This window comes from Aeromonas eucrenophila (assembly GCF_000819865.1).
GTDB lineage: Bacteria > Pseudomonadota > Gammaproteobacteria > Enterobacterales > Aeromonadaceae > Aeromonas > Aeromonas eucrenophila.
This window is the reverse complement of sequence record NZ_CDDF01000005.1, coordinates 861,596-880,728: the sequence shown is the minus strand read 5'-3', so window position 1 is coordinate 880,728 and position 19,133 is coordinate 861,596. Positions and strand designations below refer to the sequence as shown.

Sequence of the window (19,133 nt, the reverse complement as noted above, 5' to 3'; positions counted from 1 at the left end):
TGCAACCTTTCACCGCGCTTTGACGCAGGAGTGCCCATGAAGACCATCAAGGGACCGGCCATCTTCCTCGCCCAGTTCATGGGGGAGCAGCCGCCATTCAACAGCCTGACGGGCCTGGCCGACTGGGCCGCCGGCCTCGGCTTTCGCGGCCTGCAACTGCCGACGGACCAGCGCCTGTTCGATCTGACCCGGGCGGCGGCCAGCCAGGATTATTGCGACGAGGTCAGCGGCCTGCTGGCCGAGCGGGGGCTGGTCATCACCGAGCTCTCCACCCATCTGCAGGGCCAGTTGCTGGCGGTCCACCCCGCCTATGACAGCCTGTTCGACGGCTTCGCCCCCCCGGCAGTGCGCGGCAAGCCCGCCGCCCGCACCCAGTGGGCCGCCGATCAGCTCAAGGCGGCCGCCACCGCCTCCCAACGGCTCGGCCTCAGTGCCCACGTCACCTTCTCAGGCGCCCTCGCCTGGCCCTATCTCTACCCCTGGCCCCAGCGCCCCGCCGGACTCATCGAGGAGGCCTTCGCCGAGCTCGCCCGCCGCTGGCTCCCCCTGCTGAACGCGTTTGATGAGGCCGGGGTGGATCTCTGCTACGAGCTGCACCCGGGGGAAGATCTGTTCGATGGCGCCACGCTGGAGCGCTTCCTCGAGGCAACCGGTAATCACCCCCGGGTCAACGTGCTCTACGATCCCAGCCACATGCTGCTGCAGCAGCTCGACTACCTCGCCTTCCTCGATCTCTATCACGAGCGGGTGCGCGCCTTCCACGTCAAGGATGCCGAGTTCAGGCCCTCGGGGCGCCAAGGCGTCTACGGCGGCTACGCCCCCTGGCTGGAGCGGGCGGGACGCTTTCGCTCCCTGGGGGATGGGCAGATCGACTTTGGCGCCATCTTCAGCAAGCTCGCCCAGTACGATTACCCCGGCTGGGCCGTGCTGGAGTGGGAGTGCGCCCTCAAGCACCCGCAGGACGGCGCCGCCGAGGGGGCCGACTTCATTCGCAAGCACATTATCCGGGTCGCCGATCATGCCTTCGATGACTTCGCCGGCAGCGGCCTGGCGCGGAAGGAGGTGAGAAACCTGCTCGGCCTCGGCGCGGATCCCACCGGCAAGCAAGGAGAGAAGCGATGACAAGACGACTGCGTCTGGGCATGGTGGGGGGCGGCCAGGGGGCCTTCATCGGCGCCGTGCACCGGCTCGCCGCCCGCATGGACGATCACTATGAGCTGCTCGCCGCCGCCCTCTCCGCCGATCCCGCCAACGCAAGGGCGAGCGCCCTCGCCCTCGGGCTGGATCCGGCCCGCGCCTATGAGGATTACGCCCTCATGGCCCGGGCCGAGGCGGCCAGACCCGACGGCATCGAGGTGGTGGCCATCACCACCCCGAACCACCTGCACGCCCCGGTGGCGCGCGCCTTCCTGCAGGCCGGGATCCACGTCATCTGCGACAAGCCGCTGGCGCTGACCCTGGCCGAGGGGGAAGAACTCGCCCTGCTCGCCCACCAGCGGCAGCGATTGTTCGCCCTCACCCACACCTATTCGGGCTACCCCATGGTGCGCCACGCCCGCGAGCTGGTCGCCGCCGGCGCCCTGGGCGAGCTGCGCTATGTGCAGGTGGAATACCTACAGGACTGGCTCGCCAATCCCATTCCCCTCGGCCAGAACAAACAGGCGGACTGGCGAGCGGATCCCGCCCGGTCCGGGCGGGCGGGTTGCCTCGGTGACATCGGCACCCACGCCTACCAGCTGGCGGCCTTTATCAGCGGGCAGCAGCCAAGCGAGCTCGCCGCCCAGTTGCACAGCTTCGTGCCGGGGCGCCTGGTGGACGACCACCTGCAAGTCTGGCTGCGCTACCCTGGCGGGATGCGCGGGTCCCTCAACGCCAGCCAGGTCGCCAGCGGCGAGGAGAACCGGCTGCAGATCCGCCTCTATGGCAGCAAGGCGAGCCTTGTATTTCGCCAGGAGGAGCCCAATGCGCTCTGGCTGACGCCTCTTGGCGGCGCCAGCCAGCGACTGACCCGGGGCCGGGTGGCAAGCCCGGCGGCGCAGCACGCCAGCCGGGTGCCTGCCGGGCATCCAGAAGGCTATCTGGAGGCCTTCGCTCAGCTCTACACCGATGCGGCGCTGCAGATCCACACCCTCGAGGCCGGACTCCCGCCCCCGCCCGAGAGCCTGGCCCTCACCACGGTCGAGGACGGGGTGGCGGGGATGCGCTTTATCGAAGCCAGCCTGGCCAGTCACGCCGCTGACGGACGTTGGCAGCCGCTCTCCCCCTGACACCGCCATGGGGGAAACGCCTCGCCAGACAAGCCGGACGGCGCCATTCAGCCGGCGCCGTCCGGCTTGTCGTTATCTGTTGTTCCCGCTTGAGCTTATGCACCTTCAACTCCTTTTTGATGGATGGACATCCCTGCCGGTGGCAGTGTGTCACGCTGTTTGTTGATTAGTTTTAAGTGATTTATGTTGAGATTTAAGAATATTGCTCTGCCATAGGCAGCTTCTGGTGCACCCGAGGTGGCGGGGTCGCCTGCCCCGCCGAGGGGCCGGCGCATGGGGCATCCTCACCCGTCCGGTCGTCTCGTCATCCCGTTCGCCGCCCCCTGGTCATCCCCTGCCCCTCCCTCGCCAGCGCCCTTCCCAGCCGCAGGCAGCGATCGCCGACCTTGTCGGCCAGGGCCTCGTCGTGGGTCACCAGCAGCAGGGCGCAGCCTATTTCGCCGAGTTCCTCCAACAGGCAGGCCATGGTCTGCTGCTGGCTGAGGGGATCGAGCCGGGAGGTCGGCTCATCGGCAAACAGCAGCACGGGACGCAGCAGCAGGGCCCGGATCAGGGACAGCCGCTGCAGCTCGCCGCCCGACACCTGGCCCGGCTGGCGCATCAGCAAGTTCTCATCGAGCCCGAGCCTTGTCAGGTAGTCGGTCAGGTGCTGGCGGGGCAATTGATGGTGGCGCAGCAGATCGTCAAACAGGGTGCCGAGCCGCACCCGGCTGGCAAAGGCCTGCACCGGATCCTGGTAGAGCTTCTGCCAGCGGTGAGGCGCTATCCCGTCCCGGCGCAGCAGCTGCCCGCGCAGCGGCCGCTGCAGGCCGAGCAGCACATTGCCGAGGGTGCTCTTGCCCGCACCGCTCGGCGCCATGATGGCGAGTCGCTCCCCCTGTGCCAGCTGCACGTCGAGATCCTCGAACAGGCTCTGCTCCCCATAGCCCATGGTCAGCCCCTCCCCCCTCAGCAGCCAGTCACCGGGGGCGGGCGCGCTCGCCCTGGGCCAGGCCTCCGGCTCTGCCGCCAGCAGGGCCCGGGTGTAGGGGTGGGCAGGCTGGTGCAGCACCCGCTCGGCGAGGCCCTGCTCCACTATCTCGCCCCCCTTGACCACCAGCACCCAGCCCCCCAGGGCGCGGGCCAGGGCCAGATCATGGGTGATGGTCAGCAGCTGGCTGCCTCGCGCCAGATAGCCGAGCAGCAAGCCTTGCAACCTCACGCAGGCCTGGCGGTCGAGCCCCTTGGTGGGTTCATCGGCGATGAGCAGCCGGGCCTGCCCCAGGGTGGCCGCCGCGAAGGCCGCACGCTGGGCCATGCCACCGGAGAGCTGGTGCGGCAGGTGGCGCTCTCGCCCCGCCAGCCCCAGACGCTCGAGAGACGCCCTGGCCCGCGCACGCGCGGAGGAGCCTCTGGCCAGCCAGCCCTCTTCCACCTGGCGCAGCAACCCCATGGTGGGATCCAGCGCCATCACCGGCTCCTGCGGCAGCATCGCCAGCTCCCGCCCCCACAGGGCCCGCAGCCGGTGGGGCTCGGCCAGATCATGATGCTGACCCGCCACCTCAAGCCGGCCCTGGCCCAGCAGGGGAGCAGGCAATGTGCCCATCAGGGCGTGGGCCAGCAGGGATTTGCCCGAGCCGCTCTCCCCTATCAGGGTCAGGGCCGTGCCGGGAATAAGGGTCAGGTCCGGCGCCTGCAGCAGGACCTGCCTGCCGTGATTCACCTGCAGACCCTTGATATGAGTGGCCGTCATGCTGCGACTCCTTGTGAAGAACGGGGATGGGAAGACGCCTGCTGATTGAGCAGCACCAGCGCCAGTAGCATCAGCCCCATCACCAGGATGGGGGCCAGCAGCAGGCGAGGCGCCTCCTGATAGTGAGGCAGCGCCTCCGTCATCATCAGGCCCAGCTCAGGGGTGGGCGGCTGAATGCCCACCCCGACGAAGCCCAGGGTTGAGAGGGTCAGGATGGCTCCGGCGAGGCCGAACGCCATCATGGTCAGCAACTGGGGCGCCAGCACGGGCCAGAGGTGGCGACGCGCGACATAGCCATTGCCAAAGCCGAGCAGCCGGGACGCCTCCACCTGTGGCGAAGCGAGCAAACTGCGGCTACGGGCCCGCACCACCCGGTAGTATTCCACCCACTGCGCCATCGCCAGACCCAGATAGAGGATGGCGAAGCCGCCCTGGGCCATGGCGGAGAACAGCAAGACCAATAGCAGGCTCGGCAGAGCCAGCACGCCGTCGGCCAGGCTGCGCAGCAGCCCGTCCACCCAGCCCCCGCGCCAGGCGCTGAGCCACCCCAGCAGGGAACCGAGCAGGGCTGCCGTCATGACACACAAGATCCCCAGCAGCAAAGACAAGCGGGTCGCCGACCCGAGCCGCGCCATCAGGCTGCGGCCAAGCTGATCGCGGCCGAGGGGCTCCTGCCAGCTGGGGCTGGCCAGAAAATGGGCCAGATCCTGGGCGGCGGGATCGGACCAGACGAGGGGTGCCAGCAAGGCGAACAGCACCACCAGCAGGAGCAGCGCAGCCCCCGCCTTGACGGAAAAAGACATGATCAAGACTCCTTGGGACCGCGGGGATCGATGGCGAGGCAAAGCAGGTCGGTCAGGGTGTTGAGCAGCACGAACAGCGCCGCCAGCACCAGCACAGTGCCCTGCACCATGGGCACGTCGCGCCAGAAGATGGCATGCACCAGAGCATGGCCGATACCGGGCCAGGCGAACAGGCTCTCGACCACCACCACGCCCTCGATCAGGAGCACCAGTTGCACGCTGGTGTAGGCAATGACGCTGACCCCGATGTTGCGCAGCCCGTGGCGCCAGAATACCCGCACCGGAGAGAGCCCCTTGGTGAGGGCGAAGCGGTAATAATCGGACTGCACCACGCTGAGCACGCTTTCTCGCACCACCCGGGCCAGCACGCCGGAGAGGCCAAGCCCCAGGGTGAGTGCGGGCAGCCAGAGATTGTGCCCCTCCCCGTGCCCGGCGGCGCTGACCCAGCCCAGCTCGACCGAGAGCAGCACCATCAGCACCAGGCCGAGCAGGAAGGGGGGCAACGCCCGCATCAGCACGCTCCAGGCCAGGGTCAACCGATCGCAGATCCCACCCGGGCGCAAGGCACTCAGGCTGCCGAGGGGCAGCGCCAGCAACAGGGCCAGCACCACGGCGGTGAACGCCAGCGACAGGGTCGCCCCCAAGTGATGAGCAATCTCCCCCGCCACCGGCGCCCCCGTCACCAGGGAGCTGCCCAAGTCCCCCTGCAGCAGGGCAGCCAGCCAGTCACCGAAGCGGGCCAGGGCCGAGCCGGTCAGTCCCAACTCGCTGCGCACCGCGCTCGCGGCCTCGGCGGTGACATAGTCATAGCCGTAGCGGCCCGCGGCGATGCGAAAGGCGATGTCCCCGGGCAGGGATTGCACCATCAGAAAGCAGAGCCCGGCCACCAGCAGCGCCACCGTCAGCGCCTGTATCAGCCGCTGGCCGAGGACCGCCATGACGCTCGACATGGGAGAGCCCGTCATTGCGGCCCCCATGTCAGCCGGGTCAGATGGTAGCTGCGCTCCTGGGGATCCAGCTCAAAGCCCTTGAGCTGACGGCTGACCGCCGCACTCTGGCGATACCAGGCGATGGGCAGCAGCGGCAGCTCCTGTTGCAATGTGGTGGCGATGCCCCGGCGCAGCGCGGCGGCCTCCTCGGCCGGCAGCGTCTCCTTGCCAAGGCGGGCAAGATCTTGTTCAAGCGCGGGGGATTGCCAGTTCATCACCCCCCAGTCGGCCCCTGCGGGGGCCAGATCCCCCAGCAGGGTCACCAGCGGATCCGGCACCAGCGCATAGTTGCGGGCATAGAGGCCGAGCTGGAGCGAGCCATCCTGATGGCCGGCCGGGATCTCGCTCGAGTTGCCCACCGCCACCTTGAGCTCGACCCCCACTTGCTTCCACTGCGCCTGCAACGCCGTCGCCAGCTGCGGCAACTCCGGGCGATCCGGGAAGGTGCGCAGAGTAAGGGCAAAGCGCGTCTGCCCCTTGTGCAGCACGCCGTCGTCGCCCCTGTGCCAACCCGCCGCGGCAAAGGCGGCCTGGGCTGCCTGCAGATCATAAGCAAGGGGGGTCAGGCCGGGTTGGTGCCATTGACTCAGGCTGGGTGGGAACAGCTGGGTCGCCGCCATCTCGGGATCCCGCAGCAGTGCGGTCGCCATGCCGCGGCGGTCGATGGCAAGGCTGAGTGCACGACGCACGGCGGGATCACTCAGGCGCGGATCGGCCCCATTGAGTTTGAGCTGTATGGTGCGCGGCAGGGTCACCGAGGCGATGGTCACGCGAGGGGCCTGCTGCAGACGGCGGATGCTGACCGGATCCAGCCCCCAGGCGATGTCGGCCTGACCGCTCTCGGCCATCAGGGTACGGCTCTCGGCGCGGCCGACCGTCAGGTAGCTGACCTGCGTTATGGCGGGTTGGGCGCCATCCCAGCCCTCGAAGCGGCTGACGTCGATCCGCTGTGGTTGCTGCAAACGGGTGATGCGATAGGGACCGGAGCCAATCACCCGGGTCACCTCCCCCTTGCCGTCATAGGCCCCCTTCGCCAGGATCTGGGTGCTGGGATGGGCCAACACCGCCGCCAGCGACGGGAATGGCTGGGTCAGGGTGACGAGCAATGCCCCCTCTTTGGCCTCAATCCCTTTGATAGGTGCGCTTTGCAGCACACCCGGTTTGCGCCAGGCCTGCTGCAAGGCAAAGGCGGCCTGCTCGTTCGTTACCGCCGATCCGTTGTGAAAATAGGCCTGGGGGCGCAGCTTGAAGCGCCAAGTCAGGCCATCGTAGGAGCTGGACCAGGCGCTGGCCAGCCCGGGTTGAAGCTGACCCTTGTCGTCGACCTCCACCAGGGTCTCGGCGACCTGCAGGCGGGTAAAGAAGACCCCGTTGCTGGCCGGATCCAGGCTGTGGATCTCCCAGGGTCCCACCATGGTGAGCGGCTTGCCATGGGCCGCATTCATCCCGACCAGCAGTGCCAGCGCGCACCATCCTGAATAGGCGTACTTTTTTGTCATTCTCTCCACCAAAACAATAATCATTATCAGCCCAAAAGAGTTTCGTTATAACATAACAATAAATTCTGATAGAAATGTTTTCTTGTCATCGATTGATGGGGAGAGAGGGAGCCAACAACAGAGTCACAGAGGCCAGCAAGGAGCATCACAAGGGGCGTTCGCCGCGCAGATAAAACAGGTGATTTTGCTATGGAAGTCAGCACTCAAGGCAATAAAAAGGCCCCGTATCGGGGCCTTTTCACTCAGCGGGTCATCATCTGCTGCACCCGCTTGGCCGCCTCTTCTGGCGTCTCTTCCTTGCGCGGCGGTATGTTGATGCCCTTCTGGCAGGCAGGCTTGGCGGCCATACGATCCATCCAGGCCTGCAGATGAGTCAGCCCCTCAATGGAGATGCCGCTCCAGTCATAAATCCTGACCCAGGGCCAGGTGGCGATGTCGGCGATGCTGTATTCGTCCGCCAGATACTCGTGGTGGGCCAGGTGGGCGTCCAGCACCTCGAACAGGCGACGCCCCTCCTTCTGGTAGCGCTCGATGGCCGCCGGGATCTTCTCGGGGAAGTAGCGATAGAAGACGTTGGCCTGCCCCATCATGGGACCGACCCCGCCCATCTGGAACATCAGCCACTGGATGGCCTGGGAGCGGCGCTTGGGATCTTGCGGCAGCAGCTTGCCCGCCTTCTCCGCCAGATAGAGCAGGATGGCACCGGACTCGAACACGGCGAAGTCGCCGTTATCCCGATCGACGATGGCCGGGATGCGGCCGTTCGGGTTGATCGCCAGGAAGTCGGGCTTCTTCTGATCCAGCGCCGACAGATCGAGGGGGATCACCCGGTAGGGCAGTCCCAGCTCCTCGAGGGCTATGGTGACCTTGAAGCCATTGGGGGTGGCGGCGGTGTAGAGATCGATCATGATGGACTCCTTGTGATTCAGGCCTTGGCGCTGGGACGGGCACTGACCCGCTCGTGCCAGGCCTGCAAATGAAGCTGGGTTGGGGCGATGCGCAACTCCACGACCTTGCCAAAGTCGATGGTGCACAGGGCCAGAATGTCGGCGATGGTGAAGCGCTCACCGGCGATATAGGGGATCTTTGCGAGACGGGCGTCCAGCTTGTCAAACCAGGTCTGGGCGTTTCTTTTGCACTCCTCGCCCCACTCGGGGAAGGTGGTCTCCCTGTCCTTGTAAAACCCCGTGATGTGGCGAAACGCCATGCCGGTGGGCAACCAGAGATTGAACTCGATGAAACGGCTCCACATCTCTATGGTCGCCCGCTCCAGCGGCGTGCTGCCAAACAGGTTAGGGGTGGGATGCAGCTCTTCAAAATAACGGCAGATGGCCAGGGTTTCGCTGATATGAGTGCCATCATCGAGCTCAAGCACAGGGATGCGCCCCGCCGGATTCTTGGCCAAAAACTCGGGGCTCAGATTCTCGCCGGCTCCCAGGTCCACTTGCTGATAGGCCATCTCGATGCCCTTCTCCGCCAGAAACATCCTGACCCGGCGGGCGTTGGGGGCACGTCTCAACTCATACACCTTCATCTCATTCTCCATGGACAGGGCGTTCATATGCCGTCATCGCGCGACCTCTCGGGCATGGACGCGATCACGACGGCGCAATATCGGTCTGTTATGACAAATATTGCGCCGTTTGAATAGTCCGGGATCAGGAACAGAGGTTAGTTGCGCAGACCCAGAGGTTGGCGCTGTCGCAGCAGGGTGAGACGGGAGAGGAGCGGGAAATAGGACTCGAGCTTGCTCTGCAGTATGTGGCTGCAAGCGGGATCCGACAGCTCCGCCTCATCCAGCACTATGCCATTGGAAATAAAGTAGAAACGTGGATCCCTGACGTCCGGCCCCTGGGGAAGACTGTCATCCAGGCGGTGCACCAGCAGCGGCAATACGGGCAATCCCAGGGGATCGTCGCTGGCTGACCAGGCCAACTCGGGCCAAGTATCATCGTCCCCTTCCAGCAACAAGATGGCCGCCTCTTCCTTCGACGGTTGCCATTGGCCTGGCTGCGCGACGCGCACCTCGCTGAAATAGTCCCCATATCCGCTGGAGGCTCGCAGCGCAGCCAGCACCCCCAGGGTCGTCGCGGCTGACGGTTTTTGACTGACTAATGACAGATTCATGGTTCATATCCCTATGCTCACCGCAGCCTGTTATCCGACTGCCGCAGTAAGACTAGACCAAAAAGAGTCTTTATTGGAGCCGTCAGATCTGGCAGTCGCCCCCGTCGCTGCCCATGCGGATAACGGTTGCCATTCCGGAATATCTTGGTAAGATACCGCGTCCTTTTATCCCCCGTTCTTTAACATCCAGTGGTGAACCTATGCATCCGATGCTGAATATCGCCGTGCGCGCTGCGCGCAACGCCGGTCAAGTTGTAGTAAAAGCCTTCTCCCAGCCTGAGAACATCGAGGCTATCCAGAAAGGCAGCCATGACTTCGTGACCAACGTTGACCGTGAAGCCGAAGCGGCCATCATTCATACCATCAAAAAATCTTACCCGGAACACAGCATCGTGGCTGAAGAGTCTGGTGAGATCGCCGGTACCAATCCGGACTACCAATGGATCATCGACCCACTGGATGGCACGACCAACCTGGTCAAGGGCATTCCGCACTTTGCCGTCTCCATCGCCCTGCGCGTCAAGGGCAAGACCGAACAAGCCGTTGTCTACGATCCGATCCGCGATGAGCTGTTTACCTCTACCCGTGGTAACGGCGCCCAGCTGAACGGCTACCGCATCCGTGTGGGCAAGGCCAAAGAGATGGCCGGCACCGTGCTGGCGACCGGTTTCCCGTTCAAGCAGAAGCACCACATCGAACCCTACCTGAAGATGTTCCAGAGCATGTTCATCGAGTGTGCCGACATCCGCCGTGCCGGCGCCCCTGCGCTGGATCTGGCCTATGTGGCCGCCGGTCGCATCGACGGTTACTGGGAAATCGGTCTGAAGCCTTGGGAAACCGCAGCCGGTGAGCTGCTGGCCAAGGAAGCTGGCGCCATCGTCACCGACTTCGTGGGTGGTCACAACTACGAAAACTCCGGCAACATCGTCGTCGCCAACCCGCGCGTCCTCAAAGAGATGCTCGGCAAGATCCGCGAGAACCTGCCGGAATCGTTGGCTAAATAAATAAGTCCGCGTTATCGTGAAAAAAATGCCAGTCGGCTCAGCCGACTGGCATTTTTTATACCCGCAAATCAGGAAGAAGGCCGCTCAGGATGGCAGGAGATGCGGGAAATGGCCCCTGGAGTGCAGGGTAATATGTCACCACGACCATGTTTTAAAACACAAGACGACACTACAACGTAACAAGGCAGCAGGGTTCGCTACCGATTAGATGGCGCCGTTGCGGCCCATGTTGATCACCACTCGCCGGTTCTTGGCGCGGCCGCCTTCCGTTTCGTTGGAGGCCACGTGCTGCTTCTCGCCGTGCCCCTCCACCGAGATCTTGCCCTCCTCTATCCCCAAGTCCACGAACACCTGCTTGATGGCATCGGCGCGCTTCTCTGAGAGTTTCTGGTTGGGCCAGCGCCCGCCGTAGCTGTCGCTGTAGGCATCGATCACCACCACGTCGATGCTCTTGTCCGCCTTCACGTAGTCACCGATCATCGCCAGCCGCCGCTTGGAGGCCGGCGACAGGGCATCACTGTTCTTGTCGTAGGAGAGCACGCTGAAGGCGATGTCGTTGAAGCTGTAGGGCAGCAGGCCACTCAGGCAATCCATGAAGGCCTGGTATTTGACCCTGAAGTTGACCGAGGAGAGGGACACCCGCACCGGCTGATCCTGGCGATACCAGTCGCGGTACTGGAAGGTCGGCATGCGCCCCCCCTCCAACTCGTCCAGCATGGTCCAGGCGGTCTGCCCGGCCACCAGACCGTCGAACTGCTGGTAAAGCTGCAACTGGCTGATCTCGCGGCCCGCCACGCCCGGTCGCCAGATGGGCGGCATGATGCCGAGGCTCACCCGCTGGGTGCGTGCCTGGGGGCGCAGCCCCTTCAATTCGAAGTCCAGGTTGATCTTGCGACCGGCCCGGCTGACGAAGGCCCCGGTCCCCCAGCGGGGAATGGGGTGCTCGAGGCGGCATTCGATCTGGCTGTCCGAGGTCAACCGCCAGACGGATTGATCCAGGCCGGCACCAAATTCGGTGACCCCCGCCTGCAATTGCATACTCACGGATATGCTGACCAACCCTAACACCCAAGCATTCAACGGCTTGCCCTCCATACGATCTCGGATTAACTATCGGCAGGGGGCTGGCAAGCTTTAGCAACAAAACGAGGGAAGCCGGACATGGTCGCATCGGGCCCATGGCGGGGTCCCGAGACCCCTGGCGCGGGCCGGCGACCTCGGCCCGGCGTGAAGTGGCCCATCGCGCGGGTGGGACAAGGCCGCGCTTTTTTGCCATAATGCGCGCCTTACTTTATGCCGACCGAGATACCATGACCGACGCCGTTCACACCCTCAAGGCCCGCTTTCGTGGCTTTTACCCCGTCGTCATCGATGTTGAAACCGCCGGGTTCAATGCCAGCACCGACGCCTTGCTGGAGATCGCCGCCTATACCCTCAAGATGGATGAGCAGGGCTGGCTCATGCCCGATCAGATCTTCCACTTTCATGTGGAGCCGTTCGAAGGCGCCAACCTGGAGAAGGCCGCGCTGGAGTTCACCGGCATCGATCCCTTCAATCCGCTGCGCGGCGCCGTCAGCGAGAAAGAGGCGCTGACCGAGATCTTCAAGGGGGTGCGCAAGGGAATGAAGGAGCAGGATTGCGGCCGGGCCATCATAGTCGCCCACAACGCCACCTTCGATCACGGTTTCGTGACCGCTGCCGCCGAGCGTGCCGGCCTCAAGCGCAATCCGTTCCACCCCTTCGCCACCTTCGATACCGCCGCCCTCTCGGGCCTGGCGCTGGGGCAGACGGTGCTGGCCAAGGCGTGCCAGAGCGCCCGCATTCCGTTTGACAATAAAGAGGCGCACTCCGCCCTCTATGACACCGAACGCACCACCGAGCTGTTCTGTCACATCGTCAATCGCTGGAAAAGTCTGGGTGGCTGGCCGCCGGCCAATCCGGATGAGATGCCCGCAGAGGAGGCGGATGCCTGAGGGCATCCCGACCTCGCCCAAACAGGCTGCCCCATGGCAGCCTGTTTGCTGTCTATCGGGGCAAAAAAGAGCGGCTGTGGCGACCGGGCTGGTTTGACCAGAAGCCAGTATTGGCGCGGCTGGCAGACCAAATCCCGGCGCCGATCAACTTTGTGCCACAAGATGCTGTCCGATAGCCTTTTTGCCTGATTTTTTACTAGACATTTGTCACGTTTTTCGCAAACTAGCTGCCTTTCAGAAGACAGACAGCAATAGAAACTATAAGGAAAACAAATGAATCCTGTTGTTATCGCAGTGGCGCTGATGCTGGTGCTCAGCCTGCTGCGGATCAATGTGGTGGTCTCCCTCGCCATCGGCGCCATCGTCGGCGGCCTGATCGGCGGGCTCTCACTGGAACATACCCTCAGCACCTTCACCGGTGGCCTGGGTGGTGGTGCCGAGATCGCCCTCTCCTACGCCATGCTGGGGGCCTTTGCGGTCGCCATCTCCCGCTCCGGGATCACCGATCTGCTGGCCCGCAAGGTAATAAGCCAGCTGGGGAAAGATGCCAGCAGCTCGCGCATCCTCTGGGTCAAGAGCCTGCTGCTCACCTCGGTGCTGGGGGTGTCCATCTCCTCCCAGAACCTGATCCCGGTGCACATCGCTTTTATTCCCATCCTGATCCCGCCACTGCTGCACGTCATGGCTCAGATGCAGATCGATCGCCGTCAGGTGGCCTGCGTCATCACCTTCGGCCTGACCGCGACCTACATGCTGTTGCCGGTCGGCTTTGGGGGCATCTTCCTCAACAACATCCTGGCCAAGAACCTGATCGACAACGGCGTGCCGGTGGAGCACAGCCAGCTGCCGCTGGCCATGGCCATTCCGGTGCTTGGCATGTTCATCGGCCTGCTGATCGCGGTCTTCTTCAGCTATCGAAAGCCGCGCCAGTATGATCTGGACAAGATTCTGGCCGCCGAGCCGGAGACGGTGGAGCTCAACCTCAACCACATCTGGGTGGCCCTGCTGGCCATCGCCGTGGCGCTGGGGCTGCAGTTGATGACCAACAGCATAGTGCTCGGTGCGCTGGCGGGCTTCGTCATCTTCACCTGTGGCGGCGTCATCAAGTTTCGAGAGAGCCAAGATGCCTTCACCCAGGGCGTGCGCATGATGTCCCTCATCGGCTTCATCATGATCTCCGCCGCCGGCTTCGCCGCCGTGATGAAAGAGACCCACGGGGTGGAGAGCCTGGTGCAGTCCGTCTCTGCGGTCATCGGGGATCAGAAGGGCCTGGCCGCCTTCCTGATGCTGCTGGTGGGCCTGCTCATCACCATGGGAATAGGCTCCTCCTTCTCCACCGTGCCCATCATCGCCACCATCTATGTGCCGCTGTGCATCCACCTCGGCTTCTCCCCCCTGGCGACCATCGCCCTGGTGGGCACCGCCGGTGCGCTGGGGGATGCGGGCTCCCCCGCCTCCGACTCGACCCTGGGCCCCACTTCGGGCCTCAACGCCGACGGTCAGCACGATCACATCTGGGACAGCGTGGTGCCCACCTTCATCCACTACAACATCCCGCTCATCATCTTCGGCTGGATTGCCGCCATGGTGCTCTGAGTCGGCGACTGTCACTGCATGCAAAAGGCGACCTCAGGGTCGCCTTTCTCATTTCTATTTGTATGAAGCGCCGTGCCGCTTCATGAGGCCGCCGGGCCCGCCCCCTTGCTGGCCACCCCAAGGAGCAGCGCGAGCAAGGCCAGCACCAGCCCAACGCCCCCCACCCCGACCCAGTTCCCCTGTTGCCAGGCCAGCATGGCGAGGCTCGAGCCGAGGGTCCCCCCGAGGAACATGCCCGTCATGAACAGGGTGTTCACCCGCCCCCTCGCCTCCTCCCGCAGGCCGTAGATCAGCTGCTGATGGGCGATGAGGGCGCTCTGTACCCCCAGATCCAGCAGTATGACCCCCAGGGCCAACCCGAGCAGGGAGTGCCATGCCTCGAAGCAGATCCAGGCCAGCACTACCAGCAAGGCCCCGACCAGTACCACGGATCTCGCCCCTCGCCGGTCGGCCATCCGCCCGGCCAGCGGCGCGGCCACCACCCCTGCGACCCCTATCACCCCGAACAGACCGGCGACCTCGGACCCGAGCCGGTATTCGGGAGTGGCGAGGTAGAAGGCCAACACAGTCCAGAAGGCGCTGAAGGAGGCAAACAGCAGGGCCTGGGTCAGGGTCGCCCGACGCAGACTGGGCTCCTCACGCCACAGGCCGACGAGCGAGCGCAGCAGCCTGACATAGCTCAGGTTGGCGCGCGGCAAGCCAAGGGGGATCATCCTGGCCATCAACAGCGCCCCCAACAGGGCCAATGGCACCCCGAGCCAGAACATGGCGCGCCAGCTGCCATAGGCGGTGATGACGCCGGCCAGGGTGCGGCTGAGCAGGATCCCGCCGAGCAGCCCGCTCATCACGCTGCCGACCACGGCGCCCCGTTTGGCGGGTGTTGCCAGGGTCGCCGCCACCGGCACTATCTGCTGGGCCGCCGTGGCGCCTATGCCAAGCAGCACCGAGGCCAGCATCAGCATGCCGGGCCCGGTGGCCATGGCCGCCAGCAGGGAGGCCAGCGCGATCAGCACAAACTGCCCCACGATGAGCCAGCGACGCACCAGCACATCCCCAAGCGGCACCAGCAACAACAGGCCGACGGCATAGCCGAGCTGGGTCAGCATGGCGATCATGGGAATGGCGGACTGGCCGGGAAAGTCCTGCGCCATCACCGCCAGCATGGGCTGGTTGTAGTAGATGTTGGCCACCGCCAGGCCACACGACAGCGCCATGGCGAAGACAAGCCCGGGGCTGAGCAGTGTCGCAGGCGCTCCGGTTGGCTGGGTGGATATGGTTGCACTCATGTGGTCATCCTCGTGGCTGATTGAACGCCGTGCCGGGCACGGTCTGGATGAGCACAGCCTAATCATGAGCGGGGCGCGGCAGTAGCCGGCCCGGCGCGATAACAGCTATTCCAGGCGGGAATGGGTCGGCGACTGCAGCTCGGGCAGGCTGGCCACGAACGCCACGAAGGCGCGAGACTTGGCACTGAGCTGGCGGCCGGCGGGAAACAGGGCCCACAGCTCGAGCGGGGGCAGCTGCCAGTCGGTGAGGATAGGCACGACCTCCCCCCTGGCCAATTCGGGAGCAAACATCCACTCGGAGCTGACCGCCAGCCCCATGTCCGCCAGCACGGCGGCGCGCATGCCCTCGGCGGCGGAGACCGTCAGGCGCCCGCGCCCGGCAAGCGCGATCTGCTCCTCCCCCCGGCAGAACAGCCACTGCTGCCCCAGGCCGGGCTTGGGGCTGTAGATCACCAGGTCATAATGCTGCAGATCCTGGGGCGACGTCGGCATACCCCTGGCCGCCAGATAGGCCGGCGTGCCCAGTACCCGCCGTGCGCAATGGGACAAGCGGCGGGCAACCAGCGCCGAGTCCGCCTGCTCCCCGAGCCGCAGGGCGACGTCGATCCCCGCCGAGATGAGATCGACGTTGCCATCGTCCAGCAGGATCTCGATATCGAGCCCGGGGTGAGCGCCCATGAATGCGGGCAACTGGGGGATGATGTGCAAACGGGCGAAGGTGACGGGGGCACTTACCCGCAGGCGACCGCTCAGCTCGCCGCGGCACTGCGCCACCATGGCGTCCGCCTCCCTGATGTCGTCGAGGATCTGCCTGGCGCGCTGATAATAGGCCTCACCGGCCTCGGTCGGGGTCAGGCCGCGAGTTGAGCGCAGCAAGAGCCGGCTGCCAAGTTGCGCCTCCAGCTGGGCTATCTGCTTGGACACCGCGGGCTGCCCCAGGCTCAGCCGGCGTGCCACCGCCGAGAAGGATCCCGTCTCCACCGCCAGCACGAAGACCTCCATCGCCCCTAATCGATCCATACGTCTATCCTTCGTCAATCCCGGCCATATGACGGCTTGCTGCCCGCCACCGACGCTCCAGTGGCACAAGGTAGCACCCCGCCCCTCATCGGCTCTACTCCTGTTCCATCGAGGCGGCGGCCAGGAGGGCGACACCGCGAGGAAACATCGGGCCAAACCGGTCAAAATCACCGTTTCCACTTTAATTCGGGCATAAAAAAGGCCGCTCGATGAGCGGCCTTTTATCAGTGCAATCAGGACTTAGCTGTCGCGGCGCTTGTTGCCACCGAACTTGCGATCCTTGTTGAAGCCACCTTCACGGCGCTCCCCGCTCTTGTTGAACGGGCGGTCACCGGCAGGACGGCGATCCTTGTTGAAAGGACGGTCCTTGTTGAAGGCAGGACGATCGCTGGAAGGACGGGGGGCAGTGTTGGTGCCGGCCGGTACTTCGGTGTAGCGAGTGATCTGCAGCGGACGCTGGCAGACACGGGCCTTCTTGATCACTTCCAGCACATCGGCGGTCATGCCCTTGGGCAGATCGACGGTGGAGAAGTCATCGGCGATGTCGATGTTGCCGATGAAACGGCTCTCGATGTTCGCTTCGTTGGCGATGGCGCCAACGATCTGGCCCGGCTTGACGCCGTGATGGGCACCCACGTCTACGCGGTAGCGTTCCATCTCTACGTCAGGATTGTCTTTCAGCGGACGCGGCTCGAGGGACGGCATGCGACGGGCAGGACGATCGCCACGGTCGGCGAAGTCACGACCACCACGGTCGTTGAAGTCACGACCGCCACGATCATTGAAGTCACGGCGCTCGAAGCTGCCGCGATCGCTGCCGGCGTTGAACGCAGGATCCGGAATGGATTCGTCCAGCAGCAGCGGCTGATCACCCTGTACCAGCTTGGCCAGTGCGGCAGCCAGTTCCAGCGGATCGGCGGAGTCTTCCTGGATCAGCTCGTTCACCAGGTTGTGGTAGATCTCCAGCTCTTCGCCCATCATGGTTTCCCGGATGCGCTCCTTGAACTTGGTCATGCGGTGCTGGTTGATGTCCTCGGTGCTCGGCATCTTCATCGGCTCGATGGCCTGACGAGTAGCGTGCTCGATGGCGCGCAGCATGCGACGCTCACGCGGTGCCACGAACAGGATGGCCTCGCCCTTGCGGCCGGCACGACCGGTACGACCGATACGGTGTACGTAGGATTCGGTATCGTAAGGAATGTCGTAGTTCACCACGTGGGTGATACGCTCAACGTCCAGACCACGAGCGACGACGTCGGTGGCGATCAGGATGTCCAGCTGGCCTTGACGCAGCTTGTCGACGGTACGCTCACGCAGTTTCTGCGGGATGTCACCGTGCAGGGCTTCACAGGCGTGACCGCGCGCAGCCAGTTTGCCGGCCAGTTCTTCGGCGGCATTCTTGGTACGTACGAACACCAGTACGGCTTCGTAGGGCTCGACTTCCAGCAGACGGGTCATGGCGTCCAGCTTGTGCAGACCGGTCACCTGCCAGTAGCGCTGACGGATGGTCGGTGCAGTGGAGGTCTTGGAGACGATCTTGATCTCTTTTGGCTGTTTCAGGTGCTTCTGGGCCACACGACGGATCTGATCCGGCATGGTGGCGGAGAACAGGGCAACCTGACGGGTGCTCGGGCACTGATCCATGATCCAGTCCACGTCGTCGATGAAGCCCATGCGCAGCATTTCATCGGCTTCGTCCAGCACCAGGGCTTTCAGGCCGGAGAGATCCAGGTTCTTGCGACGGATCAGGTCCATCACACGACCCGGGGTACCCACGACCACCTGAGCACCGCGACGCAGGGCGCGGGTCTGGGTTTCGTAGGAAGCGCCACCGTAGATGGGCAGCACGTGGAAATCAGGCATGTGGTGGGCATAGCGTTGGCACGCTTCGGCCACCTGCAGCGCCAGCTCACGGGTCGGTGCCAGCACTAAAATCTGAGTATTACGGTTACCAGCTTCCAGACGTGACAACAGAGGCAAGGCAAAAGCAGCGGTCTTCCCTGTACCGGTTTGAGCCTGCCCCAGCAGATCGTGTCCCGCCATCAGGTGGGGGATTGCTGCGGCCTGGATGGGAGACGGGCGCTCATAGCCCACGTCCTGCAGCGCTTTCAATACAGGCGCGGCCAGTCCAAGCTCACTAAAAAGGGGCAGTTGTTCGGTATCAGACATAGATTCGATTCTTCCAGATTAAGGCAGGCGGCTAACACCGCGGAATAGCAAAAAGGCGGCGATTATAGCGCCACTTTGTTCTGCTGTCTTGAAAAATGTGATAAGCATCTCAAGACGTTGGCAATTATAGAGGGATCTCGCGACTATGGCTTGCTTATTTTGCACGCATAGTGCGTTATTGCGGATCACTCCTCGCGGGAGTCCTTGTCCCGCTTGTGTTTGAGCACGGCCATGGTCAACCGGCTGGTGCACAATAAACGCTCACGTTCATCCCGGATTTCTATCTGCCACACCTGAGTCGTCGCCCCCAGATGCAGGGGGGTACAACGCCCTGTCACCACCCCTTCCCGCTTGGCCCGCAGATGGTTGGCATTGACCTCCAGTCCCACGCAATAGCTGTCTTCTCCGACCGCCATGTTGGCCGCCAGTGACCCCAGCGTCTCCGCCAGTACCACGGAGGCGCCCCCGTGCAACATGCCGAGCGGCTGATGAGTGCGGTGATCCACCGGCATGCTGGCCTCCAGCCAATCCGGGCCAAAGGCCGTATAGAGAATGCCGAGGCGGGCCATCAGGGTGTTGTTGGAGCTGGCGTTGAGCCCCTCAAGGCTCATGGGCTTGCGCCAGATGGGGGCGATCTCTTGACTCATGACAGTCAGACTCCTTATGTG

The 19,133-nt window shown here is 64.2% G+C and carries 17 protein-coding genes; 5 read left to right on the top strand and 12 right to left on the bottom strand.

Annotation, left to right across the window (positions count from 1 at the left end):
* Window positions 1–36: 36 nt before the first annotated feature.
* Entirely contained in the window at window positions 37–1,122 is a 1,086-nt protein-coding gene (locus BN1124_RS07885) for a sugar phosphate isomerase/epimerase family protein (protein ID WP_042640643.1), read from the top strand.
* A complete protein-coding gene (locus BN1124_RS07880; RefSeq protein ID WP_042640642.1) occupies window positions 1,119–2,267 on the top strand; it encodes a Gfo/Idh/MocA family protein in 1,149 nt (382 codons plus the stop codon). The genes BN1124_RS07885 and BN1124_RS07880 overlap by 4 nt, the downstream gene beginning before the upstream one ends.
* A 304-nt stretch (window positions 2,268–2,571) precedes the next feature.
* On the opposite strand, the gene BN1124_RS07875 is transcribed toward BN1124_RS07880, so the two are convergent.
* From BN1124_RS07875 to BN1124_RS07845, 7 genes are all read right to left on the bottom strand, one after another.
* Entirely contained in the window at window positions 2,572–3,999 is a 1,428-nt protein-coding gene (locus BN1124_RS07875) for an ATP-binding cassette domain-containing protein (RefSeq protein ID WP_042640640.1), read from the bottom strand.
* Window positions 3,996–4,802: an ABC transporter permease gene (locus tag BN1124_RS07870; RefSeq protein ID WP_042640638.1), complete on the bottom strand. Its 807-nt coding sequence runs from the start codon at window positions 4,800–4,802 to the stop codon at window positions 3,996–3,998. The genes BN1124_RS07875 and BN1124_RS07870 overlap by 4 nt, the downstream gene beginning before the upstream one ends.
* A gap of 2 nt (window positions 4,803–4,804) precedes the next feature.
* On the bottom strand, window positions 4,805–5,767 hold the full coding sequence (locus BN1124_RS07865) for an ABC transporter permease (protein WP_042640934.1): 963 nt from the start codon (window positions 5,765–5,767) through the stop codon (window positions 4,805–4,807).
* Window positions 5,764–7,290, bottom strand: a complete 1,527-nt coding sequence (locus BN1124_RS07860) for an ABC transporter substrate-binding protein (protein WP_042640636.1) — start codon at window positions 7,288–7,290, stop codon at window positions 5,764–5,766. Before BN1124_RS07860 ends, BN1124_RS07865 begins: the two co-directional genes overlap by 4 nt.
* A 242-nt stretch (window positions 7,291–7,532) precedes the next feature.
* Window positions 7,533–8,198, bottom strand: a complete 666-nt coding sequence (locus BN1124_RS07855) for a glutathione S-transferase family protein (protein WP_042640634.1) — start codon at window positions 8,196–8,198, stop codon at window positions 7,533–7,535.
* 17 nt (window positions 8,199–8,215) lie between these two features.
* On the bottom strand, window positions 8,216–8,824 hold the full coding sequence (locus BN1124_RS07850; RefSeq protein WP_042640932.1) for a glutathione S-transferase family protein: 609 nt from the start codon (window positions 8,822–8,824) through the stop codon (window positions 8,216–8,218).
* Window positions 8,825–8,961: 137 nt separating this feature from the next.
* A complete protein-coding gene (locus BN1124_RS07845; RefSeq protein WP_042640633.1) occupies window positions 8,962–9,417 on the bottom strand; it encodes a hypothetical protein in 456 nt (151 codons plus the stop codon).
* Window positions 9,418–9,617: 200 nt separating this feature from the next.
* Between BN1124_RS07845 and suhB the strand changes: the two genes are divergently transcribed.
* Window positions 9,618–10,421, top strand: coding sequence for an inositol-1-monophosphatase (suhB, locus tag BN1124_RS07840; RefSeq protein WP_042640631.1), 804 nt, complete (start codon window positions 9,618–9,620; stop codon window positions 10,419–10,421).
* A gap of 204 nt (window positions 10,422–10,625) precedes the next feature.
* On the opposite strand, the gene BN1124_RS07835 is transcribed toward suhB, so the two are convergent.
* Window positions 10,626–11,501 (bottom strand): flagellar protein MotY, encoded by an 876-nt coding sequence (locus tag BN1124_RS07835; RefSeq protein ID WP_197066188.1) that lies wholly within the window; start codon window positions 11,499–11,501, stop codon window positions 10,626–10,628.
* A gap of 230 nt (window positions 11,502–11,731) precedes the next feature.
* Between BN1124_RS07835 and rnt the strand changes: the two genes are divergently transcribed.
* Both rnt and BN1124_RS07825 read left to right on the top strand, forming a co-directional pair.
* A complete protein-coding gene (gene rnt / locus BN1124_RS07830) occupies window positions 11,732–12,394 on the top strand; it encodes a ribonuclease T (RefSeq protein WP_042640629.1) in 663 nt (220 codons plus the stop codon).
* A 273-nt stretch (window positions 12,395–12,667) separates the two neighbouring features.
* A complete protein-coding gene (locus tag BN1124_RS07825; protein ID WP_042640627.1) occupies window positions 12,668–13,990 on the top strand; it encodes a Na+/H+ antiporter family protein in 1,323 nt (440 codons plus the stop codon).
* A gap of 80 nt (window positions 13,991–14,070) precedes the next feature.
* Here BN1124_RS07825 and BN1124_RS07820 read toward each other — a convergent pair whose 3' ends face one another.
* From BN1124_RS07820 to BN1124_RS07805, 4 genes are all read right to left on the bottom strand, one after another.
* On the bottom strand, window positions 14,071–15,276 hold the full coding sequence (locus BN1124_RS07820; protein WP_042640625.1) for an MFS transporter: 1,206 nt from the start codon (window positions 15,274–15,276) through the stop codon (window positions 14,071–14,073).
* A 105-nt stretch (window positions 15,277–15,381) separates the two neighbouring features.
* On the bottom strand, window positions 15,382–16,296 hold the full coding sequence (locus tag BN1124_RS07815; RefSeq protein ID WP_042640623.1) for a LysR family transcriptional regulator: 915 nt from the start codon (window positions 16,294–16,296) through the stop codon (window positions 15,382–15,384).
* Between the two features lie 240 nt (window positions 16,297–16,536).
* Window positions 16,537–18,465 (bottom strand): DEAD/DEAH box helicase, encoded by a 1,929-nt coding sequence (locus BN1124_RS07810; RefSeq protein WP_042640621.1) that lies wholly within the window; start codon window positions 18,463–18,465, stop codon window positions 16,537–16,539.
* Window positions 18,466–18,650: 185 nt separating this feature from the next.
* Window positions 18,651–19,112, bottom strand: a complete 462-nt coding sequence (locus BN1124_RS07805) for a hotdog fold thioesterase (protein ID WP_042640620.1) — start codon at window positions 19,110–19,112, stop codon at window positions 18,651–18,653.
* Window positions 19,113–19,133 lie beyond the last annotated feature (21 nt).